Below are 21,238 nucleotides of genomic sequence, written 5' to 3'. Positions count from 1 at the left end.
ACTAGCAAAGGAAATACAAATGACTAGCACAATTGAGAAAGTTAAACAGCCAAAGTCAACTCAACAAAAAACAGAAGAAAATCAAAAAGTAACGAATCTTGCTGCTAGTTGGTATGTTGCCATGCTCTCCAAAGAGTTAGGTAAAAAGCCAATCACGATTGAGATATTTGGTAAATCCCTGGTTGCTTGGCGAGATGAAAACGATCACCCAGTAATTATGGAACTTTATTGTTCACATTTGGGTGCAAGTTTGGCAATGGGTACGGTAGTAGACGGTTGTATTCAATGTCCTTTTCATCATTGGCGCTTTGATGGCTCAGGACAATGTGTTTCCGCACCCGCAGTAGACCGCATTCCGCCAACAGCTCGTCAGGGTACTTATCCAACAACAGAAAGATATGGTTATATCTGGGTGTGGTATGGCTCGGAAATTCCTTTGTTTCCTTTGCCCGAGTGTCCATCTGCCGAAAGCGGCAAGCATAACTATATGCCTTTGCGCTTTGTCTACAACACCAAAACCACGGTACGAATGTTGGTTGAAAACGCTTGTGACTACTATCATGTAATCACACTTCACGGTCAAAAAGTTTCTGGCTCTATTCAACTCTCCTTGTTTGATGATGAGCATACAGCACAACAGAAAGAAGCACCTATTAATCAAGAAGCCTGGGATGCCTTACAACAGGGGAAAGCGCCTGTTCCAGAAGAAGCCTGGTTTGGAGCCTTAATTCAATATCCACTCGCCAGCTATGTGGGACGACTAGGCCCAGTTGCTGAAGCTTTAGGATTAGGTGCTAAAGCTTTTACAGCCCGCGTAGATTCTTGGTCTGGTGGAACTAGAGTAACCAATTATACGGATGCTGAGGAGAGGCTGACGGTACTGTTTAGCGCTACTCCAATTGCTGATAACAATACAACCGCGCATTTTTTGGTAATGGTTAGGAAAACTGGTAATTTCTGGCTGGATATGCTTTATTTGCTACTTTTTAGCTGGCAAAGTAAAACTGCATTTGGTAAGGAGGACATCCCAATATTTAATAACTTGGACACAGATGCAGGCAAGGCTTACGTGAAGCACGATCGCGGAATATTAAAGTTTAGAGAATTTTATCAACGTTGGGTTAATAAGATTGAGTAATGCGCCATAAAATCCAAGACTTGCACTGATAATTAGTTAAAAGTCTCAACAGTAGAAAACACCGTGACACAAAGAAGCTTGGATACTCTGAATTCAAACGAGATAGCTCTATGTTGCCCTTTCAAATTCTGTATCTTTTATCTGATCTGTTTGCAAGTCTTCATACCGATTACCTATCAGATTGCATAGAACAAGGGGCTTAAGCTCCTTGTTTCACCAAACTTAATTTTGTGATTAACTTGAAATTAATTATTCATTTGCGGAATCTGTATATGATGAATTTACAAAACTTATCGTTAGCTCCTTTAGGGGCAGTATTTATTGCTTTGGGAACAGCAAATATAGCTTCAGCAGCAGTGTTTTATGGACAATCGCAATCATTGGGAAATGGAGCGATTCGTTCCTTTGTGACACTTGATGATACTAGTGGAAAACCTTTAGATATCGGTATAAGTTTCTTGAAGGCGGCTCTGGATTTACCTCCAGGATCTGGTAATCCGTACAATACCAATGAATATATTACAACTGAGCTTTCATTGCCATCTCAAGCTGCAAGTACACCCTTTAATAATTTTGAGGTTAACTATAGACCAAATGGTTTTCCTCCAGGTGGCCCAGTTACTCAGCCTCTCTTTGATCTTTACTTTTTCCAGATTAGCCCTGAAGAACGTGACTTAATATGTCCAAATCCAGACACAAGTAGCCCAATACCCAATTGTGTTGGTGAAGAAAGGGCAGTGGCGAGGAAAACACCAGTAGCAGGTACTCTTCCTGTGGGGGTGATACCACTTATAGAAGATACACCGGAAAGACCTGGAAGCCCGCTCAGAGCGGTTCCACGCTATGGAACGCGTTATTATGATGGCGACCTTGCGATTTCTGTATTCAACAATCCGCAGTCATTAACCTCTTTTTATGGCTATGGATTTTCTGATGGTAAACCAAATTTCACAAATATCATCCTCGCTGAGGCTTTTCTTGAGAAGGAACCAAATGATAGTACTACCCAATTTAAACTACCCACCAAATATTTAAAAAGTGGATACTATCCGACTGCATATAACGTGAAATACGATCCAACTCTTCAAGAATACAGGTTGTCACTGACTGGTTTGACATATCGTTCTATCCCTGAGAGTTCTTATACAGTTGGTCTGTTAGGTTTGGGTGCTTTGGGTGCAGCTTCTAGATTACGACGCAAACGCTCAGATCATAAAGGTATCAGGGGAAGTTTCAATGTATTACCAGCGATCGCAAAAACTTCCAAAAAAGCCAAGGCAAAAATTTAAATCGGTAAAAATATGAAGAAGCTTACATTTCCAAAATATACAGAGCAACAATTTGACATAGCAGCACCTTCACAATGGCGGATGCGGGGGCTGCGAGGGGCAACGACAGTAAGTCATAATTCAGTTGAAGCAATTACTGAGGCTGTAGATGAGTTATTAGACGCTTTAGAAGCAAACAATTCATTAGATTTTACCGAAATTGTCAGTGTCACCTTTTCTGCAACTTCTGACTTGGATGCGATATTTCCGGCAGCGGTGGCGCGTCGTCGTCCAGGGTGGAATGAAGTACCCTTGTTAGATGTGCAACAAATGCAAGTAGTCGGTAGTCTGGAACTTTGCATTCGCGTGTTAATTCACCTCAATACACCTTTACCCCAAAATAAATTACGCCATGTTTATTTGCGTCGTGCTGCTCAACTACGCCCGGATCTAGCGTTGTTAAGTTAGAAACTCGCTTTTAATAATACCAATTCAATTAATGATTGCAACACATCCTTGGGTAAAGACGCGATTCATCGCGTCTCTACAAAGAGTCTATTTGTCCCATTCTTTGATTGAGGGAACACAAATAATTACCCAACCATTACATAACTGGCAATGTAAACCAAAATGTTGCACCTGCATCCAATGCACTATTCACACCGATTTCGCCACCGTGAGCATGGATGATTTGCTTACACAGATACAATCCTAATCCCAAACTTACAGAATTGCCGATACTTGCACCCCGAAAGTAAAGGTCAAAAAGTCGATCGCTTTGTTGTTGACTAATTCCCACGCCGTTATCACTAACAGTACAATAAATCATGCCATCTTGACAGGTAGCATTGATTGTCAAAAGCAATTCTGGGGGATTATGTTTTAGAGCATTAACAATTAAGTTAGAAAAAACTCGCCATAGTTGCGTGGGATCGGCATTCACTAATGGCAAATCTGCGGATACCAGATTTGTCAAGGTTGCTTGATTTTGCTCTAGCAATGGCTCTAAATCAGCGATCGCAGCTTCGACAACTGCCAGTAATTGTACGGCTTGACGTTGTAAAACAATACCTTGCACCTCACTAATATGAGTTTCCATCAACGAATTAATTAAGTTCAGTTGGCGATCGCTACTTTGAATCATCCGCTCTAAAATTGTGCGGGAAATCATAATATTTTCCTCTGAACCTGCCAGCAAATTCTTCAGCACCATTAAAGTACCCAGTACTGGATTGCGTAAGTCGTGGGAAACTGCATGAAAAAATACTCGTAGTTCTTGTTCGGTTTGCTTGCGCTGAGTAATGTCTTCAATCAAACCTTCGTAGTAAAGCAGTTTTCCCTGTTCGTCACGGACTTCGTAGGCTTTTTCTGAAATCCAGACAATACTCCCATCCCGGCGATAAATTTGGGACTCGAACTCGGAAACGCTGCCATACTTTTCCATCAGGCGCACAAATTCTGCTCGGCGGTTCGGATCAACATACAATTGTTCGATATCAGTGAAATTTGCAGTCACTTCGTCTACTAAGGAGTAGCCATAAATCCTCGCTAAAGCAGGATTTGCCGTAATGTAATGTCCATCGGGGCTGCTTTGAAAAATTCCTTCAACGGCGTTTTCAAAAATGCTGCGATATTTAGCTTCGGCAACCTTGAGTTTTTGGTAGGCAGATTCTAGTTCTTGACGAGCGTAAAATTCAGAACGTTGCAGGCGATCATACAGATAAACACCGATGTCACATATAGTACAAAACCAGAAGATGTATAAAATGAACGTTACATTATATATTCCTGGGTGGTCGGGGATTGGTGTTTTTAGCCCAAGTACTGTATTCACACCAAAATAGTAAATCAGCACACTCACTTGAGTCAGCAAGTGAAGAATCCAGCAGACAGGCATCAACACAGCTTGGCTCAAGAACAACAGCGACCAGCCGATGGTATCGGGTAGTGCAAAACCTCTGATGCTTGCAAACAACTGCGACGCTAAACTAAGTGACCAAGAAGACCCTAAAAATAATAAATCTGGGCGATGACGACCTAATTTAGTTTTATGTAAAGCAAAGCAAATAATTATACTTGCAAGCATTGCAACATTAATTACCAGGCGTTGAGTTATAAGCACTTCTGGCAGCGGCTGCAACTCTGCAAAAGGAAAAAACAGTCCGTAAATGTCTCGCAAAGTAAAAGACAACAGACAGATCAGCGCCAGCCATAACCATAAACGTAATCTTTGCCACAAAAAGCGGTTACGCCAAACTCTGTAAAGAGTAATGATTTCATCTGTTGTTGGTGCAGAAAAGGTTTTTCTCCACCAGCTTTGCACTGTTGTCAATGGAGTGGCCATTAGCATCCGAGCAACTTTGCCCATACCTTGAGGGTGTTTCCTTTACTCAACATTGCCATAAATAACACCCTCTCATTTTTTGGTGATTTATGGGCGATTTGTTGCGGATGAAGTTGCCAAAGGTAGTGTAAACCAGAAAGTTAATCCACGCTTGCGATTACTTATAACCCCGATTTCGCCGCCATGCGCCTTAATAACTTTTCGACAAAGATACATTTTTAAGCCAATGCTTGTAGAGCAACAGTCTTGAGGATCGCGGACATGGAGATCGAAGAGGCGATCGCACTCTACTTTACTCATTCCCACACCATCATCTTGAATCTGAGTGCGAATCATTCCCCCTTCAACGGTGGCACTCAGGGTAAAATTTAATCCTGGTGGATTATTTTGCAAGCTATGTGCGATTAAATTTGCCACAACTTTCTGCAATCGAGTCCCATCTGCCATTACTAACGGTAAGTCTGCGGGAACCAAGTTTTTCAGAGTTGCTTGATTTTGTGTCAGTATGGGTTCCAACTGAGCGAATGTGCCTCCCAGTAGGGTGCTAAATTGCACAGGTTCGAGTTTGATCTCAAGACCCTGTTTTTCACAAGAATTAATTTCTAGCAATGAGTTAATCATCGTCAGCTGGCGATCGTTGCCCTGAATCATTCGCTCGATGATTGACCGAGATATTGGAATTGAAGATTGGGCACTTGTACTGAGCGTAGTCGTTGGCGCAGCCTCTCGTAGAGAAGTATTGGGAATGGGGCATGGGGCATGGGAAAGAGGCAGAGGGGCAGAGGGGATGGGGGGCAGAGGGGAAAGACTTGCTGTAATTGCTCCCCTGCTCCCCTGCTCCCCTGCCCCCCGGTCACTGAGCGCAGCCTCTCGTAAAGAAGTGCTGCTCTCCACTCCCTGATTTAACAAATTCTTTAACACCATCAAGTTACCCATCACGGAAGTTCGTAAATCGTGGGCAACTGTATGTAAAACAACATCTTTGACACGATGCAATTTTTCAACTTCTTGCATTTTCTGCTGCAACTGTGCTGTCCGTTCTTGGACTTGGTGTTCTAAATTAGTGTTGAGTTCTGCTAGCTTTTGGCATATCTGGCTTTGTTGAATCGCGATCGCTAGCTGTTCTGACATCTGCTGTAATAAATCAATTTCTATTGGCTGCCAATGACGCGGCCCTGAGCATTGATTGGCTATTAGCGCCCCAAATAATTCGTCACCTAGCATAATTGGTACAGCCAAGCTAGCTTTCGTTTGGAATTTTTGACAGTGTGCTTTTACTTTGGGAGATGCTGATATTTGCGTTACGTCTTCAACGACACGCACAAGATTATCTTTTAATAAGTTTCTTAATTCTTGTAGATAAGCTTCATCATTAGTAGACCAACCTGAGAGTGATGGATATTTGGGATCTACTGATTCGGCAAGAGTTCTAACTCCTAAATTGGCATTATTTAAACCAATGAAAACTCGATCTGCTTGTAGAAATTGCCTGACTTCCCTCACGGTGGTTTGCAGAATTTCCTCTAAGTTAAGCGAAGACCGAATTCGCACTAGGGTTTCTGCCAACAAGCGATCGCGTTGGGCACAAAAGCGTAATTGTGCTTCTACTTGTTTGCGTTCTGTAATGTCGTGATGGACTGCTAAAATGGCAGGAATACCATTCAAATCGATGACTTCGGCTGAAAGCAGCGTTGTAATTATCTCGCCAGATTTTTGCCGAAAATCAATTTCTAAGTTACGAGCAACTCCCGTGCTTTGCAACTCTTGCACTAAGTTTAAGCGATCGTGATCGTTTACCCAAAGATTTAACTCAAAAGAAGTTTTACCAATTGCCTCATCTCGCCCATAACCGGAAAGATTCACAAAACTGTCATTAACTTCGATAAAGCGTCCTTCTTGCAGCGTGCTAATGGTAATTGAATCGGGGCTGCAACTAAAAGCTTTAGCAAATTTTTGGGCAAGATTTTGTAAGGCGACTTCCCCTTGTTTGCGATCTGTGATATCTCGGACAATTGCTAGTACCTCATCTGTGCCACTAACTACCAACCTCGCCTCATAATTTCTGATTCCCAAATGCGTTGTTAGTTGATATTCACAAGTTTGCAAAATCCCAGAATCTAAAGTTTTAGCGATCGCTACTTGGCTAATGGCTGCAACATCACTCGGCAATAACTCTTGCAGATTTTTTCCAACTATTTCTGCTCTCGAAAGAGTGATATTTGCTCCTTCACTTTTCAAATCTAGATACTTGCCATCACGGCTGATGCGAAACATCAAATCGGGGATAGCATCCAAAATTGCTTTATACCGTGCCTCACTCTCTTGCAATTTTTCTTGGGCTTGTTTTCGGTCTGTAATATCTATAACTAAGCCATGCCAAAGAAAATCGCCATCTTCTTGTAATTCTGGTTGCGAAGTACCTTGAATCCATTTCAGGTTGCCACTAGGCGTAACGATCCGACCTTCCCAATGCCAAGGTGTAAAAGTAGTACGACAAACAGCAATAGATTCTGTAAAAGCTTTTATATCCTGTGGATGAATCAGTTTATATAACACCTGAAAGTCTGCTTGTACAGCTTCTGGTTCTAATTCATACAAATATTTACAACTAGAACTAATATAAGGGATAAATATAGAACCATCCTGCCGTTGCAGAATTTGGAAAACCATCCCCGGTAAATTGGCAGCAATTGTTTCCACCAGAGGGATCTTCTCTGGTAGAAAATCTGGTTTCTGCCGTGATTTTACAATTTCATCCACTCTTAGACCCTTTGATATATAAGCAATTGGCATAATATTCAAGGTAATCATAGCCATTGTGAAAGTTTTTTAGCTGTCAACGAGATCACTAACAGCAAAAAAGTGGCTCTACTTTCAGAGTAGTTCTGGATGCTGCGATCGCATTCACCCAATCGGGTGAACCATTTGTCAAAGAGCGAATCAGTTTAGGAGTGCTGAGTCACCTTGAGGCAAAGGTTTCAATCATTTTCTGAATACTAAGTACAGTTTTACATAAATTCGTAGCTTTTTTAAACGCAAAGGAATGCAAAGATAATTTAAAGATGTAGCACTGCTACCTCTCCTCTATGGATAATAATTAATTTTTGGGCGTTGCTGAATCAAGGGATGATTCTTGTAGGGTGGGTGACACGAGCGCCCTGAAATACAAAGGACGGGCAAGATGCCCATCCCACAAAACTAGCAAAATCATCCCGCAAATATGCAACGCCAATTTTTGGAAATGTCTAATAGATTCTGATTCATAGGTTTCTTCCCTCATTTCAATTATCTTGAATCAGGTAAATACCACCAGTCATAAAAACTCCGTTGTGTTGAGCTAATTTAAGGTTCCCGGTTTCATCAAGTAGTGAACACCCATTTAGCGGTACATTAAAAAACTGAGATAATCAACTTTGATCGCAACAATCAGATAGAAAATAGTTTATCGATACATTTAATCTAGTTTTACCTAAATCCAAAAATTAATAATGAACGCTCTAAGGTGGGGATACTTTGCAATAAATTCAAGGAGATATGAATGCAATTACAACAAACACAACTTTTAGAAGAAACACTCTGGGAAGCAGTTCTCAATCGAGACTCCGCTTTTGAAGGTAAGTTTTTCTATGGTGTTCGCTCTACGGGTATTTATTGCCGACCTATTTGCCCTAGTCGCAGGCCAAATCGCAATCAAGTTTGTTTCTTCCAGTCGGTACAAGAGGCTGAAATTGCAGGTGGTTTTCGACCTTGTAAGCGCTGTCAGCCACAATTTGAAACAGTTTCAAATCCGGCTAAGTCCAAAGTTTTAGCAGCATGTCGATACATTGAAGCACAAGGCGATCGCATCCCAACCCTCTCAGAATTATCCTCTCAAGTGGGAATGAGTCCCAGTTATCTGCAAAAGGTATTCAAACAAATAATTGGCGTATCCCCTTTTCAATATGCAGATGCGCTGCGTACCCAACGATTGAAGCAGCGTCTTCAGTCAGGCAAAGAAATTGCTCATGCAGTTTACGACACGGGATATGGTTCAAGTAGCCAAGTGTATGAGAAAGCACCTAAACAACTGGGAATGACACCAAAAACTTACCAACAAGCTGGAAAGACAATCAGTATTGTTTATGCGATCGCTCCATGTCCACTAGGATATTTGCTTGTGGCAACAACAGAGAAGGGTATTTGCAGCGTTAAGCTAGGTGATGAAGCAGACAAGCTTGAACATATCTTGAACCAGGAATTTCACCAAGCGCACATTATGCGTGATGACCACACACACAAGGAATGGATACAAGCAATCCTCAACTTCATTACAGGAAGTGAAATACACCTTGATTTACCACTTGATGTTCGTGGGACAGCATTTCAAAAACAGGTGTGGGAAGCATTACAAAAAATTCCTTATGGCGAAACCCGCACTTACACTGATCTTGCCCATAATATTGCCAAACCCCAGGCAGTCCGCGCTGTAGGTAATGCTTGTGGAGCTAATCCAATCGCGCTGATTGTACCGTGTCATCGGGTGCTGCGGAGTGATGGCAGTCTTGGTGGTTATCACTGGGGAATTGAGCGCAAACAAAAACTGCTTACACAAGAATCGAAATTTCTCAAAGATGACTCAAACACCTGAACTAGAATCGTTGACTGAAGAAAGTCTTACCCGTGGTTTAATGGTGCTTGCCAATCTTGATAGCGATTTGGCTTGGATTTTAGAAACACTGGGGCCACCACCGATGTGGCAAAGAGAACCAGGTTTTGCAACGTTGTTGTGCATAATTCTGGAACAGCAAGTTTCCGTAGCGGCTGCAAGGGCTGTATTTACGCGACTATGTGGGGTTGTTATAACTCTAACGCCAGAAAATTTTCTGATATTAGATGATGCTCAATTAAGAGCGATTGGATTCAGTCGGCAAAAGATTCTATACTGTCGTGGGTTAGCGAATGCTATTGCAACTGGTCAGCTTGAGCTAACCAAGCTGGAAAGAATGGACGAAACTACTATCAGAACTGAGTTAAAGCGTCTTAAAGGTATAGGAGACTGGACAGTTGATATTTATTTGTTAATGGCGCTGCAACGTCCTGATGTCTTTCCCAAAGGCGATTTAGCGATCGCAATTGCCCTACAAAAACTCAAAAACTTGGCAACGCGTCCAACACCAGTGCAACTAGAAGCAATGACACAGCACTGGCGACCGTGGCGAGCAGTTGCGGCAAGACTTCTATGGCATTATTACCTGAGTAATCCCAAATAATTGCTCCTTCTCCTTTGGCGTACTTGGCGCACTTGGTGAACCAGCGCTGTAGGCGACTGGTGTTAGCGCAGCGTTAGCGACGCAGGAGCGTCACCCGAAGGGCGATTCGTATTATAAATATAAACTAAATGGCAGACAATCAATTAACCCTAACACCAGAAAATGATAAAACTTCAAAAATCCTGCCGATAATCGCAGTAATAATTGCATTATTAGCTTTATCTTCAACTGCAATATTTATTAAAGTCGCTGTTAGAGAAATGAGCCCTGTTGCTACATTATTTAATCGTTTATGGATAGCGACTATTATCTTTGGCTTATGGAGTGGAATTAACCAAGCACGTATTAAAATTACAGATGATCAACCTGTGTTACCACAGCAGCCTTATCCAATCAAAGAGATAGCGCTTTTAATCGCAGTGGGTCTAGTTCATGTATTAGGCCGATTATCTTGGACTTGGGCGCTAACTCAGACTGGTGCTGCGAATGCTAATGCCTTAGGTAGTCTCAATCCGTTATTTACTACTTTAGGAGGATGGCTATTTTTTAATCAAATTTTTGGGCGCAAATTTATCATTGGTCTGTTCTTAGCTATAATCGGTGCGATCGCTGTTGGATTTGAAGATTTATTGCGTTCTAATAATAATTTTACAGGTGATGCTGTTGCTCTCATATCATCGATATTTTATGCAGCAAACTTTTTACTTATCGAGCAGATTAGCAATAAGTTTTCAACTATCACCATCCTCGTGTGGCGCTGTGCGATCGCAACTTCATTGATGATACCAGTAGTGCTAATCTTGGAAAAACAAGTTTTCCCAGTTACTTTGTCGGGGTGGTTAGTAGTATTTGCGCTAGCTGCTATTTGCGAAGCCTTGGGTCATGGGCTAATTGTATACAGCCTCAAAAATTTTTCATCAGGATTTATCTCTTTACTCTTACTACTCAATCCCGTGATTGTTGCGATTCTTGCTTGGATACTTTTCTCGGAAAACTTGAGTATTTTTAACTTGTTAGGGCTGGCTCTGATTTTAGGGGGTATATATCTAGCAATTTCTAATAAAGAATCTATACAATCTAAAGTTAATACCCATATCCAATCTCCAGCAGAAAGTGAATCTTAAAAAGTTTGTAGTAAGGACTTTAGTCCTGATTTAAGCACTAAAGTGCTTACTACAAACCTCGAAATACTTGAGTAATGCCAATGAGAAGCTGGTTACAGCTTACCAGTGAATACCTTTTGGGCCGGGCCTGTCATGTAAACTCGTTGGTCGATTTCTGACCATTCAATTTGCAAGGGGCCACCTGGTAATTCTACAGTTGCGGTGCGATCGCATTTTCCAGTTAACACTCCAGCTACCAAGGAAGCACAAGCACCAGTACCACAAGCTAATGTAATCCCAGCACCCCGTTCCCACACCCGCATTTTCAAATAGTCACGGCGTACCACTTGAATAAATTCAGTATTTATGCGTTGGGGGAAAGCTGGGTGATGCTCAAATTTCGGGCCGATGATTTCTAGCTCAATTGCTGCGACATCTTCCACAAAGGTAATGCAGTGGGGATTTCCCATATTTACACAGGTGACATCCCAAGTTTGCCCCGCCACCTCCAACGGCACAGAAATGACTTTTTCTTGGGCGGGTGCAAGATTAGTCGGAATTTCGCTAGCGAGTAACCTGGGTAAACCCATATCTACTTTAACTTGACCATTAGATAAGAGTTGGGGAGTCATTACACCACCCAAAGTATGAATGCGATATGAGTCTTGATTTCGGGATTCGCCTTCTAAATCTGCTAAAAAGCCAGCTAAACAGCGAATGCCATTGCCACACATTTCTGGTTCTGAACCATCGGAATTAAAAATCCGCATGGTGTAGTCCGTGCCATTTTCTCCAGGTAGGGCAAAAATTACACCATCAGCACCGATGCCAAAATGGCGATCGCACAACTTGATGGCTTGCTCTGGAGTCACTACAGGCACTGATGACGAGCGATTGTCAATCAGAATAAAGTCATTGCCTAGACCATGATACTTAGTAAATTCGATTGCCATTTCTTCAAGGATGAATTATCAAGGATTAGTTACTCTTTATTTTGCCTTGTAGGTTCATCTTTACTAAAAATGCTTACTGAATTTGACACCACTTTGCCTAGTATTATCCAAGTCCAGAACCTGATTAAACAAACAACGCCAGTAGAGTTAAAGTTGCTGACTGGTGATGTACTCACAGGAAGGGTTTTATGGCAAGATCCACAGTGTATCTCTATTGCGGATGAAAACAGTCAGCAAACCACCGTTTGGAAACAAGCGATCGCATACATTAAGCCGAAAGTGAGTTAGGAGTGAAGCAAAAACATCACAACCTATCGCTTTATCACTTGCTTCACTCGAATTAAAAATTCAAGCCCACGGCTTAAGCCGTGGGCTTGTAATAAAGCAATTCTTTATTTATTGTGGGATACAAGCCCACAATTAAAGTTGTGTATTTTTAATTTTTTATCACTCGACTTAGAGTTTTGCAGCACAAACCCACCGATTGCGTCCTTGTTCTTTAGCTTTATATAAAGCTTTGTCGGCGGCGTTAATTAAATCTTGAGATGAACTTTTTTCTGTTGGTCTTTGAATTGCAACACCTAAACTGACGGTTACATAATATTGAAAATTATTCTTCTTTTTATGGGGAATCTTTAATTCTTGAATAGATTTTTGAATCAACTTAGTTACTTTAATCGCACCTGATTCGTTTGTATCTGGCAAAATTACAACAAATTCTTCACCGCCGTAACGAGCTAGGAGATCGGTAGGACGCTTTAATACAGATTGTGCTGCACGAGCAACTTGTATTAAGCATTCATCGCCAGCTAGATGTCCATAGGAATCGTTATAATCCTTGAAATAGTCAATATCAAATATAATTAAAGATAAATAATTTTCATTTAGTATTAGTCGATCCCATTCCCGATCTAAAAACTGATCGAAACAATGACGGTTGGCGATTTGGGTTAGAGCATCTAGTTTACTAAGTTTTTCTAACTGATAATTTGCTATTTCTAAAGCATGGTTTGCTTGAGCAAGTTGATTAGCTTGAGAGCGGAATTGCTCTAGTAATTCAGAATGTTCTAAAGCTACATTAAACTGAGCAGCTAACTGATGGATAAATTGAATTTCTGACTTTTTCCACTCACGCGAACAATGGCACTGATGAACGCATAGTAATCCCCATAAAGTTTTTCCTTTCATTAAAGGTGCAACAATTTGTGCCTTGATTTGAAATTGCTCTAACAGTTGAATGTGGCAATCCTTTAGCCCAGCTTGATAAATATCTGATAATACCTGTATACGCCCTTGGTGATAAGCAACTGCATAGTTTTCACCAAAACAATTATCCTTTACCTTAATGGCGATCGTAGAATCGTAGTCAGGCAATACATTCTCGGAAACAAATTCACCAGAGGTATAGTTTGATTCCGGAGCAAATCGAAAGATACTGACGCGATCGCTACGGAGAGCCTTACGAATTTCTCGTACAGTAGTCTTAAACAAGGTGTCTATATTCAGAGATTCACGAATTTCAGCAACTAAATTAAACAGAATATCCTGCTGCTGATTTGCTTTATACAGTTCTGCTGCTTTTTGTTCTGCTTGAGCTAAAAATTCTGCTTGTTTAACTGCAAATCCTAACTGCGTTGCAATCTGAGACAGAAACTGAATTTCTAATTGTTTCCATTCATGTGGCTGTGAGTGCTGATAAGCAGCAAGCACTCCCCACAGTTTTTTTCCCACAAAAATTGATGCAGTTGCATAAGCTCGAATATGAAACTGTTCTAAAATTTCTAAATGGCATTGAGATAAGCCTGCTGTGTAGACATCTGAAACAACTAAAGTTTCATTATTACGATACCGTCCACCTTGATGTTGTTGTAGATAAGAGTCATTCCAAACTGTATTTTTTCCTAATGTCTCTACATCATCCCACCCAGTCTCTGCAAACTCAAAGTCGCTGACAAATTCTCCACCCCAGTTTTCATAGAAACGATAAACGGCAATCCTTTCGACGCGGAGTAACTTGCAAGTTTCCTTAGTAGTTGTACGAAAAATTGTTTCTAACTCAAGAGAAGCTCGAATTTTGCTAATAACTCGGTAAAGCGCCCTTTCTTGCTCTTCTAGCTGCTGAATTTGAACTTGTTTATCATAGAGTTGAGTTTCTAAATTACTAACACTAGGCTGTCCTAAAAGCTTACAGAGTAGATTAGCAGATAATTTCGTAATAATACGCAAATTCATGTATAACATTATGATTATAGCTTCAGTAATATTTCGAGATGAAAATAGACAGTTACAACGCCTATAAAAACATAATTTTTCGTATTTTATAGCCATTATCGCGCAAAGAAGTTTCTTGATCACTTCTTTCCATCTGACTTTTGTCGTTAAGTTTTAAAAAGACTTGTTCTGATCACAAAGGATTTTGGATAAAGCACAGTATATACAGTAATTATCATTATCGCCAAAGTATCTGATAACTGAAAATATGAAATTAAAAAGTATTGTAAAGACAGAAAAAATTTTTCAAAAGTAAAGTTCAGTTCTTAGGCAAATTCAATTATCAAACAAGTTAATCAAATTCAGTAGACCGAAAACTTCTGCGATTGATAAATATCAAGCAGATGACCTAAGTATTTTTCTTTAAAAGAGATTCAAGATTTAGAGTAGTCAAAGCCAAAAGCTCGCCAGTCCCAAGCTTGATTTGTCGCCTTATCCTGCAACCGCTTTTCAAACATCCTCTGATCGGCTAATTAGTTATAATTCCCGAATCTATGTAGAAAGACCAAAAACCCGTCCTCTCTGCGGTCTTAATGATTAGTCTTTAACCGGACAATCGCTTGATTCATACCTCTATTCAGCAACGCTAAAAATTCTATATAACCATGAAATTAACCCAAGAGGATATTGAGCAATTGGGTATTGCATTGAATGAAGCAACTCTGCTTGGTTTTGAAGTTTCTGCCCAATATAGAGTAGCCGCAGCTACATCAACTATGATGTCGTGATTGCTCGTGCTAGCCTCAGGGATGTTACTAAAATTGTCAAGTTGTCCCAAGCCAATGACCCAGAACATGGTGGTATGTTGTTAGGTCATTATCCAACTGTTAACAGAAATCACAATATTTTTTATTATAAGTTCACCTATTAATGAACTGGTATTTCTTCCTGATGAAAGAGAAATTAAGCATTAACGTTTTCTAAAGTGGGCTTAAAGAATTAATGTTGGTGCGATCGCGATCGCTTGCTCGCACCCTGTTTGAAATACGAATTTTAGCATTAGTTTTGACAGCAGGGGCGAGTCAATAAAGGTTTCGCCAAAACCAAAAGGAGATGATTTATGGAATATCGGCAGTTAGGTAAACACGGCATTCGGGTCTCGGAAATTTGTTTAGGGTCATGGCTGACCTATGGTAGCGCAACAGCAGAAGACACCGCCCGTCAATGTATTGAGCAAGCCTATGATTTGGGAATCAATTTTTTTGACACGGCAAATGTCTATGCTGGAGGAGAAGCTGAAAAAATTGTGGGTAACGTGCTGCGGCAATACCCGCGTGAATCCTGTGTTATAGCAACCAAAGTTTATTTCCCAATGGGCAATGGAGCTAACGATCGCGGACTATCACGCAAACATATTTTTGAGCAATGTGATGCCAGTCTGAAGCGATTGGGGCTGGACTACATTGATCTGTATCAGGCACATCGTTATGACCAGACTGTACCCCTGGCTGAAACTTTGATGGCATTTGATAGTTTGGTTAAACAGGGGAAAATCCTTTATTACGGGGTTTCTGAATGGAGTGCCGGACAACTTGCCCATGCGACCGACCTGACCCGGTTGGCAAATCTCGCACCAATCGCATCCGATCAGCCTCGCTACAACATGCTCGATCGCACGATCGAAAAAGAAGTGTTACCCCTATGCCGTCGAGAAGGGATTGGCATAATCAATTATTCACCTTTAGCGCAAGGACTGCTGACTGGTAAATATAAACCCGGCCAATCCTTACCCCAAGGTTCACGAGCAAGCGACCCGAAACAAAATATGTTTTTAAACAATGGGGAACTAGATCAGCAGCAGTTGCTCAAGGTGCAGCGACTGTTGCCCATCGCCGAGGAAGAAGGTTTGAGCCTGAGCCAATTGGCGCTTACTTGGTGCTTACGCAATCCCGAAATTAGTAGCGTCATCATCGGTGCAAGCAAACCAGCACAGGTACAAGAAAACGCTAATGCATCGGGTAAACAACTGTCTTGGGCAACAATTCAACGCATTGAAGAAGTTCTGGAAATGGAAATCAGCGATCGCCTCACTGTCGGTGCTTGAGTTGTTTTCAATTCAATATACAGCGCTTTTGAGTTAGGTGAGGTACAGCAACTTTTGGGATGCTTTTTAAACTTTGAATTTGATTCAGTTGCTGTACCTCATAAACATCGAATCTGCTGTATGATTTATAGTTACGAAAGATTCAAGGTTGCCCAATGTAGATAACATTTGCCAAAACTTGTACTTTTGTTAACTCGCGCACGAGACGTTGAGCTTGATGTTTATAAAGTGGTATTGGCAACACTCTAGGCAAATTATTCATCCATTGCCTAGCATCAGTGGAACTACATCCTGTAATTAAAACTATCTCTTCAGCACCATACATAATAGCATTTGTAGTCAGAGCTTTTTCAATCTGCACTTGCCAAAGACGAGGCAGCATTTCACCCCATTCAATTTGCTGCAAACTACTGCTTGTGGCTAAAACAATCAAGCGATCGCCAGCATCAAGCTTAACATCATACCAGGGCATTAAAGAGTACTTATCTTGCTGATATTTCTGGTAGAGAATCGGTACAACACTATAGCCAGAAGCTATTTCAGATAAAAGCAACCCATTCAGCGTATCGCCAGCTTCAATCTTGTATTCCGTCACCATAACTATTTGCTCATTCAAGTGAAACAAGCTGAGAACATTTTCTCCAAAAGCAGCACAAGCAAAGACTTCTGCCGCCAAAGCCGCGCCACATATAACTTGAGCATAAGGGAACAGAGGGGCGACATTATCACTAAATTGGCGGTCTTGAGAGCGGATAATCAAGGTAGTGGCGGGGTTCATTGCATGAGCCATCAAACCAATTTCCAGATTTTCCATATTATCGTCCCCAACTAAAATGATGCTTTTGGCTTGGGAGAGATTCACCTTCGTGAGTGCTTCGCTAGCATTACCAACGATAAGGGGCATATCGGGTAAAGTTTCTTGGTCGAGAGTGGTAGGATGAATTCCTACTAACGGCTGGTTGAGTTCTTGCAAAAGAGCAGCTACTTTCTGTCCCAAGCGATTTAAGCCAATAATTATTAGATGGTTGCGTTGTGCTATGGGAGGGCGGGAATTGAAAAAATGAAATCTTGAAGTAACGAGAGCATCAGTCAACAGTGCATATAATACTCCCACGAAAGCTTGACCTGTCAATGTTAGTCCCAGGCTAAACAACCGCAGCCACCAAGGGATAGCATTTGAGGGTTTTGATTGCGCTGCAAACTCAACACCGCCAAATAAATCTCCGTATCCTCCCAAGAGCAAAATTGCTGTCGCATAGAAAGCTTCTTGGATGCTGATGTCAGGATAATATAAGCGATAAAGAATTATTCCAACCAGCCACAGGATGAGTACAGTAATCGCATAGATTGTCGCAATTCGCCGGATTTGATTTTGGCTTTGGTAGTAAGATTGCCAAAATAGCACTATTTTATCCTTGAGATTTTTCGCTGTGATGCCTTGAATAAACTTTTGCCACCGCCACTTTTGGTTATGAGATTGCCGACGTTGTTCAGAGAAAGCTAAATCGTATGCCACATCAATATAAACTAGCGTGTCTCCTACCTGCACTTCTGCCTCTGGGTTCCAGCCAAACAATTCTTTGGTTGGGTTAAATGAAATAGGTTTATGACTCAAGATGCGGCGAGTTGTGAGATTGAGCCTATGTACTGGCTTGCCATTACACCAGCTATCCTTTGGTTGTACCTGGTGCTTTATCACTTGCAACAGTTGCCCTTCTAAGGTGAAATATCCAATAGCTTCAGAACCAAGGGCTGTCAGAGCAAAGGCATGAGCGGAAAGATGAGTAGGTTCAAAGGCAACAAAATTGCCGAGATTTTCCCATAAGAGTTTGTTGAAATTTTGTTTGTCAGAACGTACAATCAAGCGAACGTGCGGATTAAGACGCCGTGCTGCAAAGGCAGCTTCTATATTTATCCGCTCATCTCTGGTTACTAAAAGTATTGAACGACACTGACATATACCTGCGCGCTCTAAAACACTTGGCTGGCGACAGTCTCCTACGATTAACTTTTCTAGTAAGTTAGGTACTTCTGGAACTTCCCAATGTTCTGGCTGTACATCCTCTATGGCACTGACTTTAACATCGTATTCCTTGAGGATTGCAATGCAATGTTGCCCTAAACTTTTGAGTCCGCATACTAAGAAAAGGTCTTGGCGTTTTTTTTGATTGCTGCTAAGAGGGGGATGCACTTTCTGTTGACGGTAGCATTCGATACTGCTAACAGGATGTGTTTGCGAGGATTTTTACACTTCGGTAAGAGAACTTCAAGAAATAAATTATCCAATTTTGTGGGGTGGGCATATTGTCCGCTATATAAACTGGGCAGGCGAGACGCCCACCCCACAAGCGTTAATTGGATATTTTTTATTTGGAAGTGCCTAATTCCTAATAATTTTAACAGTTGATTTCAAGATAAGTATCAAATGATAACAAACCGTATCGAATTCTGATACTTGATACCAACTGAACGCGATTTTTGTTGAAAGTTTGGCTAGTTTTTGCGATTACCTTAATTGTAATGTAGTTTACCAACTTTTTCCAACACATTAAAGCTAAAGTTGGTAAATTAGGGATTAGTTGAGCTAATTCTTCTCTACGCAACTATGCCATTGGATTTATCGCCTCTTTGGATATCACTCAAAACTTCATTACTTGCCACATTTATCACCTTCTTTTTGGGTATCGCTGCTGCCTATTGGATGCTGGGATATCATGGCAAAGGTAAATCGTTGGTTGAGAGTATCTTTATTGCGCCGCTGATTTTACCGCCCACAGTTGTCGGATTCTTATTGCTGCTATTTTTTGGCAAAAATGGCCCTGTAGGGAAATTCATGGCGGCTTTTGACTTCAGCATTGTCTTTACTTGGTATGGTGCAGCGATCGCAGCCACGGTAGTTTCTTTCCCTTTAATGTATAAAACTGCACTGGGAGCCTTTGAACAAATAGATGGTAATCTGCTGCGAGTAGCTAGAACTCTTGGTGCAACTGAAACTACAATCTTTTGGCGCATCAGTTTACCCTTAGCACTACCCGGCATTGTCGCCGCCACAATGTTAGCTTTTGCCCGTGCTTTGGGAGAATTTGGCGCAACGTTGATGTTGGCTGGTAACATTCCCGGACAAACGCAGACAATCCCAATGGCGATTTATTTTGCAGTGGAAGCGGGAGCAATGAATGAGGCTTGGTTTTGGGCGATCGCAATTATGGTGATTTCTCTATCTGGAATTATTGCAGCCAACTTCTGGCAAGAATTGAGGGAAAAGGGGGGGGGAGCAGGGAGCGGGGAGCAGGTGGTCACTGAGCGTAGCCGAAGTGAAGCAGCAGGAGAAAATCTTTATACGTTCAACTCTAGTTTTGAATCTGGGCGATTGTTTGTCAATATTGAAAAAATACTTCCTAGCTTTGATTTAAAAGTTGCTTTCACTGCTGATGAGCAACCCTTGGGATTGTTAGGGGGTTCTGGAGCAGGTAAGAGCATGATTTTGCGATGCCTTGCGGGGATAGAAACGCCCACAACCGGGCGCATAGTTTTAAATGGCAGAGTTCTGTTTGACTCTGAACAAGGAATTAATCTACCCAGCCGCGATCGCCGCATCGGTTTTTTAGTGCAGAATTATGCCCTGTTTCCACACATGAATGTGGCGCAAAATATTGCTTTCGGTTTGCCCAAAAAACTATCTGCTGGGAGTATTCGGGTACAGGTTGAGGAGCAACTAATCGCGATGCAGTTGCAGGGATTAGGCGATCGCTATCCTCATCAACTCTCAGGGGGACAACAACAACGGGTAGCTTTAGCAAGAGCATTGGCAAGTCAACCGGAAGCATTACTTTTGGATGAACCGTTTTCGGCACTTGACACCCATCTACGGAGTCAATTAGAGCAGCAAATGACAGAAACTCTTGCTGATTACCAAGGTGTGACTCTATTTGTCACTCATAATATGGAAGAAGCTTATCGGATTTGTCCAAATCTGTTGGTATTGGAGCATGGCAGAGCTGTTCATTATGGTAGCAAACATGAAATTTTCCAGCATCCTGCTACCGTTAGTGTCGCCCAACTCACTGGATGCAAAAACTTCTCCCGCGTTGTTCTCCAGTCATCGCAACAGGTGAAAGCGACTGATTGGGGTTGTACTCTGCAAGTAATTGAACCAGTCAAAAGCGAATTATCCCACATCGGCATTCGTGCCCATCAGTTCATTTTTACCAATGACTTATCACAGGAAAATACCTTTCCCTGCTGGTTAGTACAAACCAGTGAAACACCTCATAGAATAACATTATTTCTCAAATTACATTCGGCTGGCAAGAACTCTCAAGATTACCATCTGCAAGCTGAAGTCTTCAAAGAAAAATGGGCGACGATGAAAGACAAACCTTTTCCTTGGTATGTGCGTTTAGATCGCTTGCGCTTAATTTTGATGGAGTAAACGCAGAGATACACATTGGAATCCCAATTCCATAAACACCAGCGATCGCACCAGCAATAAATTGAGCGCAGCGTTCTGGCTGAGACGAGACTTGTTCTTCTGTAAACCTTATGACAAGCCAGTTGGCATCGGCAAAACACTTGTTCCTGTAACCATCTTTCCGTTGGAGACTAGGAATAAGACAGCTAACGGTTTCAAAGGGCGATTGCACTTCGCCTCACTTGGAGCGATCGCTATATTCAGGTACTTCAAAATGATATTTGGGTACTCCAACATGATATTCAGGTACTTCAAAATGATATTTGGGTACTTCAACACGATATTTGGGTACTACAAAATGATATTTGGGTACTTCAAAATGATATTTGGGTACTTCAACACGATATTTGGGTACTTCAACACGATATTTGGGTACTTCAACACGATATTTGGGTAC

General features: G+C 41.5%; 16 protein-coding genes and 1 pseudogene. 10 read left to right on the top strand and 7 right to left on the bottom strand.

Annotated elements, in window-relative coordinates; genetic code table 11:
• Positions 1-19: 19 nt before the first annotated feature.
• The 3 genes from RMY16_RS02240 (at position 20) to aroH (ending at position 2,874) form a co-directional block, all read left to right on the top strand.
• Positions 20-1,138, top strand: a complete 1,119-nt coding sequence (locus RMY16_RS02240) for a Rieske 2Fe-2S domain-containing protein (RefSeq protein WP_322735001.1) — start codon at positions 20-22, stop codon at positions 1,136-1,138.
• A 272-nt stretch (positions 1,139-1,410) separates the two neighbouring features.
• Entirely contained in the window at positions 1,411-2,427 is a 1,017-nt protein-coding gene (locus RMY16_RS02235; protein ID WP_322735000.1) for a hypothetical protein, read from the top strand.
• 12 nt (positions 2,428-2,439) lie between these two features.
• Positions 2,440-2,874, top strand: coding sequence for a chorismate mutase (gene aroH, locus RMY16_RS02230; RefSeq protein ID WP_322734999.1), 435 nt, complete (start codon positions 2,440-2,442; stop codon positions 2,872-2,874).
• A 136-nt stretch (positions 2,875-3,010) separates the two neighbouring features.
• Here the strand turns inward: aroH and RMY16_RS02225 are convergent, their stop codons facing one another.
• Together RMY16_RS02225 and RMY16_RS02220 are read right to left on the bottom strand one after the other, a co-directional pair.
• Positions 3,011-4,750 (bottom strand): ATP-binding protein, encoded by a 1,740-nt coding sequence (locus tag RMY16_RS02225; protein WP_416211644.1) that lies wholly within the window; start codon positions 4,748-4,750, stop codon positions 3,011-3,013.
• Between the two features lie 87 nt (positions 4,751-4,837).
• Complete coding sequence (locus tag RMY16_RS02220) at positions 4,838-7,567, bottom strand: PAS domain S-box protein (protein WP_322734997.1); 2,730 nt, start codon at positions 7,565-7,567, stop codon at positions 4,838-4,840.
• A 721-nt stretch (positions 7,568-8,288) separates the two neighbouring features.
• Here RMY16_RS02220 and ada point away from each other — a divergent pair.
• The 3 genes from ada (at position 8,289) to RMY16_RS02205 (ending at position 11,123) form a co-directional block, all read left to right on the top strand.
• A complete protein-coding gene (ada, locus tag RMY16_RS02215) occupies positions 8,289-9,377 on the top strand; it encodes a bifunctional DNA-binding transcriptional regulator/O6-methylguanine-DNA methyltransferase Ada (protein WP_322734996.1) in 1,089 nt (362 codons plus the stop codon).
• Positions 9,361-9,999, top strand: coding sequence for a DNA-3-methyladenine glycosylase 2 family protein (locus RMY16_RS02210; RefSeq protein WP_322662972.1), 639 nt, complete (start codon positions 9,361-9,363; stop codon positions 9,997-9,999). Before ada ends, RMY16_RS02210 begins: the two co-directional genes overlap by 17 nt.
• Before the next feature lie 128 nt (positions 10,000-10,127).
• Entirely contained in the window at positions 10,128-11,123 is a 996-nt protein-coding gene (locus RMY16_RS02205) for a DMT family transporter (RefSeq protein ID WP_322734995.1), read from the top strand.
• Positions 11,124-11,215: 92 nt separating this feature from the next.
• Here RMY16_RS02205 and dapF read toward each other — a convergent pair whose 3' ends face one another.
• Positions 11,216-12,055: a diaminopimelate epimerase gene (gene dapF / locus RMY16_RS02200; protein WP_322734994.1), complete on the bottom strand. Its 840-nt coding sequence runs from the start codon at positions 12,053-12,055 to the stop codon at positions 11,216-11,218.
• Positions 12,056-12,124: 69 nt separating this feature from the next.
• Here dapF and RMY16_RS02195 point away from each other — a divergent pair, with 69 nt between their 5' ends.
• The gene (locus RMY16_RS02195) at positions 12,125-12,343 is read left to right on the top strand and encodes an Hfq-related RNA-binding protein (protein ID WP_322662966.1); all 219 of its coding nucleotides are present in this window, start codon (positions 12,125-12,127) and stop codon (positions 12,341-12,343) included.
• A 168-nt stretch (positions 12,344-12,511) separates the two neighbouring features.
• On the opposite strand, the gene RMY16_RS02190 is transcribed toward RMY16_RS02195, so the two are convergent.
• Complete coding sequence (locus tag RMY16_RS02190) at positions 12,512-14,287, bottom strand: diguanylate cyclase domain-containing protein (RefSeq protein WP_322734993.1); 1,776 nt, start codon at positions 14,285-14,287, stop codon at positions 12,512-12,514.
• Positions 14,288-14,931: 644 nt separating this feature from the next.
• On the opposite strand from RMY16_RS02190, the gene RMY16_RS02185 reads away from it, so the two are divergent.
• Positions 14,932-15,054 (top strand): hypothetical protein, encoded by a 123-nt coding sequence (locus RMY16_RS02185; protein ID WP_322734992.1) that lies wholly within the window; start codon positions 14,932-14,934, stop codon positions 15,052-15,054.
• A gap of 332 nt (positions 15,055-15,386) precedes the next feature.
• Positions 15,387-16,370, top strand: coding sequence for an aldo/keto reductase family protein (locus RMY16_RS02180; RefSeq protein WP_322734991.1), 984 nt, complete (start codon positions 15,387-15,389; stop codon positions 16,368-16,370).
• Between the two features lie 142 nt (positions 16,371-16,512).
• On the opposite strand, the gene RMY16_RS02175 is transcribed toward RMY16_RS02180, so the two are convergent.
• Complete coding sequence (locus tag RMY16_RS02175) at positions 16,513-18,561, bottom strand: potassium channel family protein (RefSeq protein WP_322734990.1); 2,049 nt, start codon at positions 18,559-18,561, stop codon at positions 16,513-16,515.
• Positions 18,562-18,975: 414 nt separating this feature from the next.
• Between RMY16_RS02175 and modB the strand changes: the two genes are divergently transcribed.
• Positions 18,976-20,802, top strand: a complete 1,827-nt coding sequence (gene modB / locus RMY16_RS02170) for a molybdate ABC transporter permease subunit (RefSeq protein WP_322734989.1) — start codon at positions 18,976-18,978, stop codon at positions 20,800-20,802.
• Here modB and RMY16_RS02165 read toward each other — a convergent pair.
• Positions 20,717-20,962: pseudogene (locus RMY16_RS02165) on the bottom strand (hypothetical protein); the annotation flags it as partial. The gene modB and the pseudogene RMY16_RS02165 sit on opposite strands and share 86 nt — an antisense overlap.
• 57 nt (positions 20,963-21,019) lie before the next feature.
• Positions 21,020-21,238 (bottom strand): hypothetical protein (locus tag RMY16_RS02160; protein ID WP_322734988.1); only part of this gene is annotated, 219 nt, incomplete at its 5' end.

The organism is Nostoc sp. DedQUE12b (genome assembly GCF_034530835.1).
Taxonomy (GTDB): Bacteria; Cyanobacteriota; Cyanobacteriia; order Cyanobacteriales; family Nostocaceae; genus Nostoc.
The sequence above is the reverse complement of the archived record's forward strand: the minus strand, read 5'-3'. Positions and strand labels throughout refer to the sequence as shown.

Coding starts and splice junctions, on each gene's coding strand:
- RMY16_RS02185 (WP_322734992.1), top strand. CDS start 14,932: ATGAAATTAACCCAAGAGGATATTGAGCAATTGGGTATTGCATTGAAT.
- ada (WP_322734996.1), top strand. CDS start 8,289: ATGCAATTACAACAAACACAACTTTTAGAAGAAACACTCTGGGAAGCA.
- RMY16_RS02220 (WP_322734997.1), bottom strand. CDS start 7,567: ATGGCTATGATTACCTTGAATATTATGCCAATTGCTTATATATCAAAG.
- RMY16_RS02210 (WP_322662972.1), top strand. CDS start 9,361: ATGACTCAAACACCTGAACTAGAATCGTTGACTGAAGAAAGTCTTACC.
- modB (WP_322734989.1), top strand. CDS start 18,976: ATGCCATTGGATTTATCGCCTCTTTGGATATCACTCAAAACTTCATTA.
- dapF (WP_322734994.1), bottom strand. CDS start 12,055: ATGGCAATCGAATTTACTAAGTATCATGGTCTAGGCAATGACTTTATT.
- RMY16_RS02190 (WP_322734993.1), bottom strand. CDS start 14,287: ATGAATTTGCGTATTATTACGAAATTATCTGCTAATCTACTCTGTAAG.
- RMY16_RS02180 (WP_322734991.1), top strand. CDS start 15,387: ATGGAATATCGGCAGTTAGGTAAACACGGCATTCGGGTCTCGGAAATT.
- RMY16_RS02195 (WP_322662966.1), top strand. CDS start 12,125: ATGCTTACTGAATTTGACACCACTTTGCCTAGTATTATCCAAGTCCAG.
- aroH (WP_322734999.1), top strand. CDS start 2,440: ATGAAGAAGCTTACATTTCCAAAATATACAGAGCAACAATTTGACATA.
- RMY16_RS02240 (WP_322735001.1), top strand. CDS start 20: ATGACTAGCACAATTGAGAAAGTTAAACAGCCAAAGTCAACTCAACAA.
- RMY16_RS02225 (WP_416211644.1), bottom strand. CDS start 4,750: ATGGCCACTCCATTGACAACAGTGCAAAGCTGGTGGAGAAAAACCTTT.
- RMY16_RS02235 (WP_322735000.1), top strand. CDS start 1,411: ATGATGAATTTACAAAACTTATCGTTAGCTCCTTTAGGGGCAGTATTT.
- RMY16_RS02205 (WP_322734995.1), top strand. CDS start 10,128: ATGGCAGACAATCAATTAACCCTAACACCAGAAAATGATAAAACTTCA.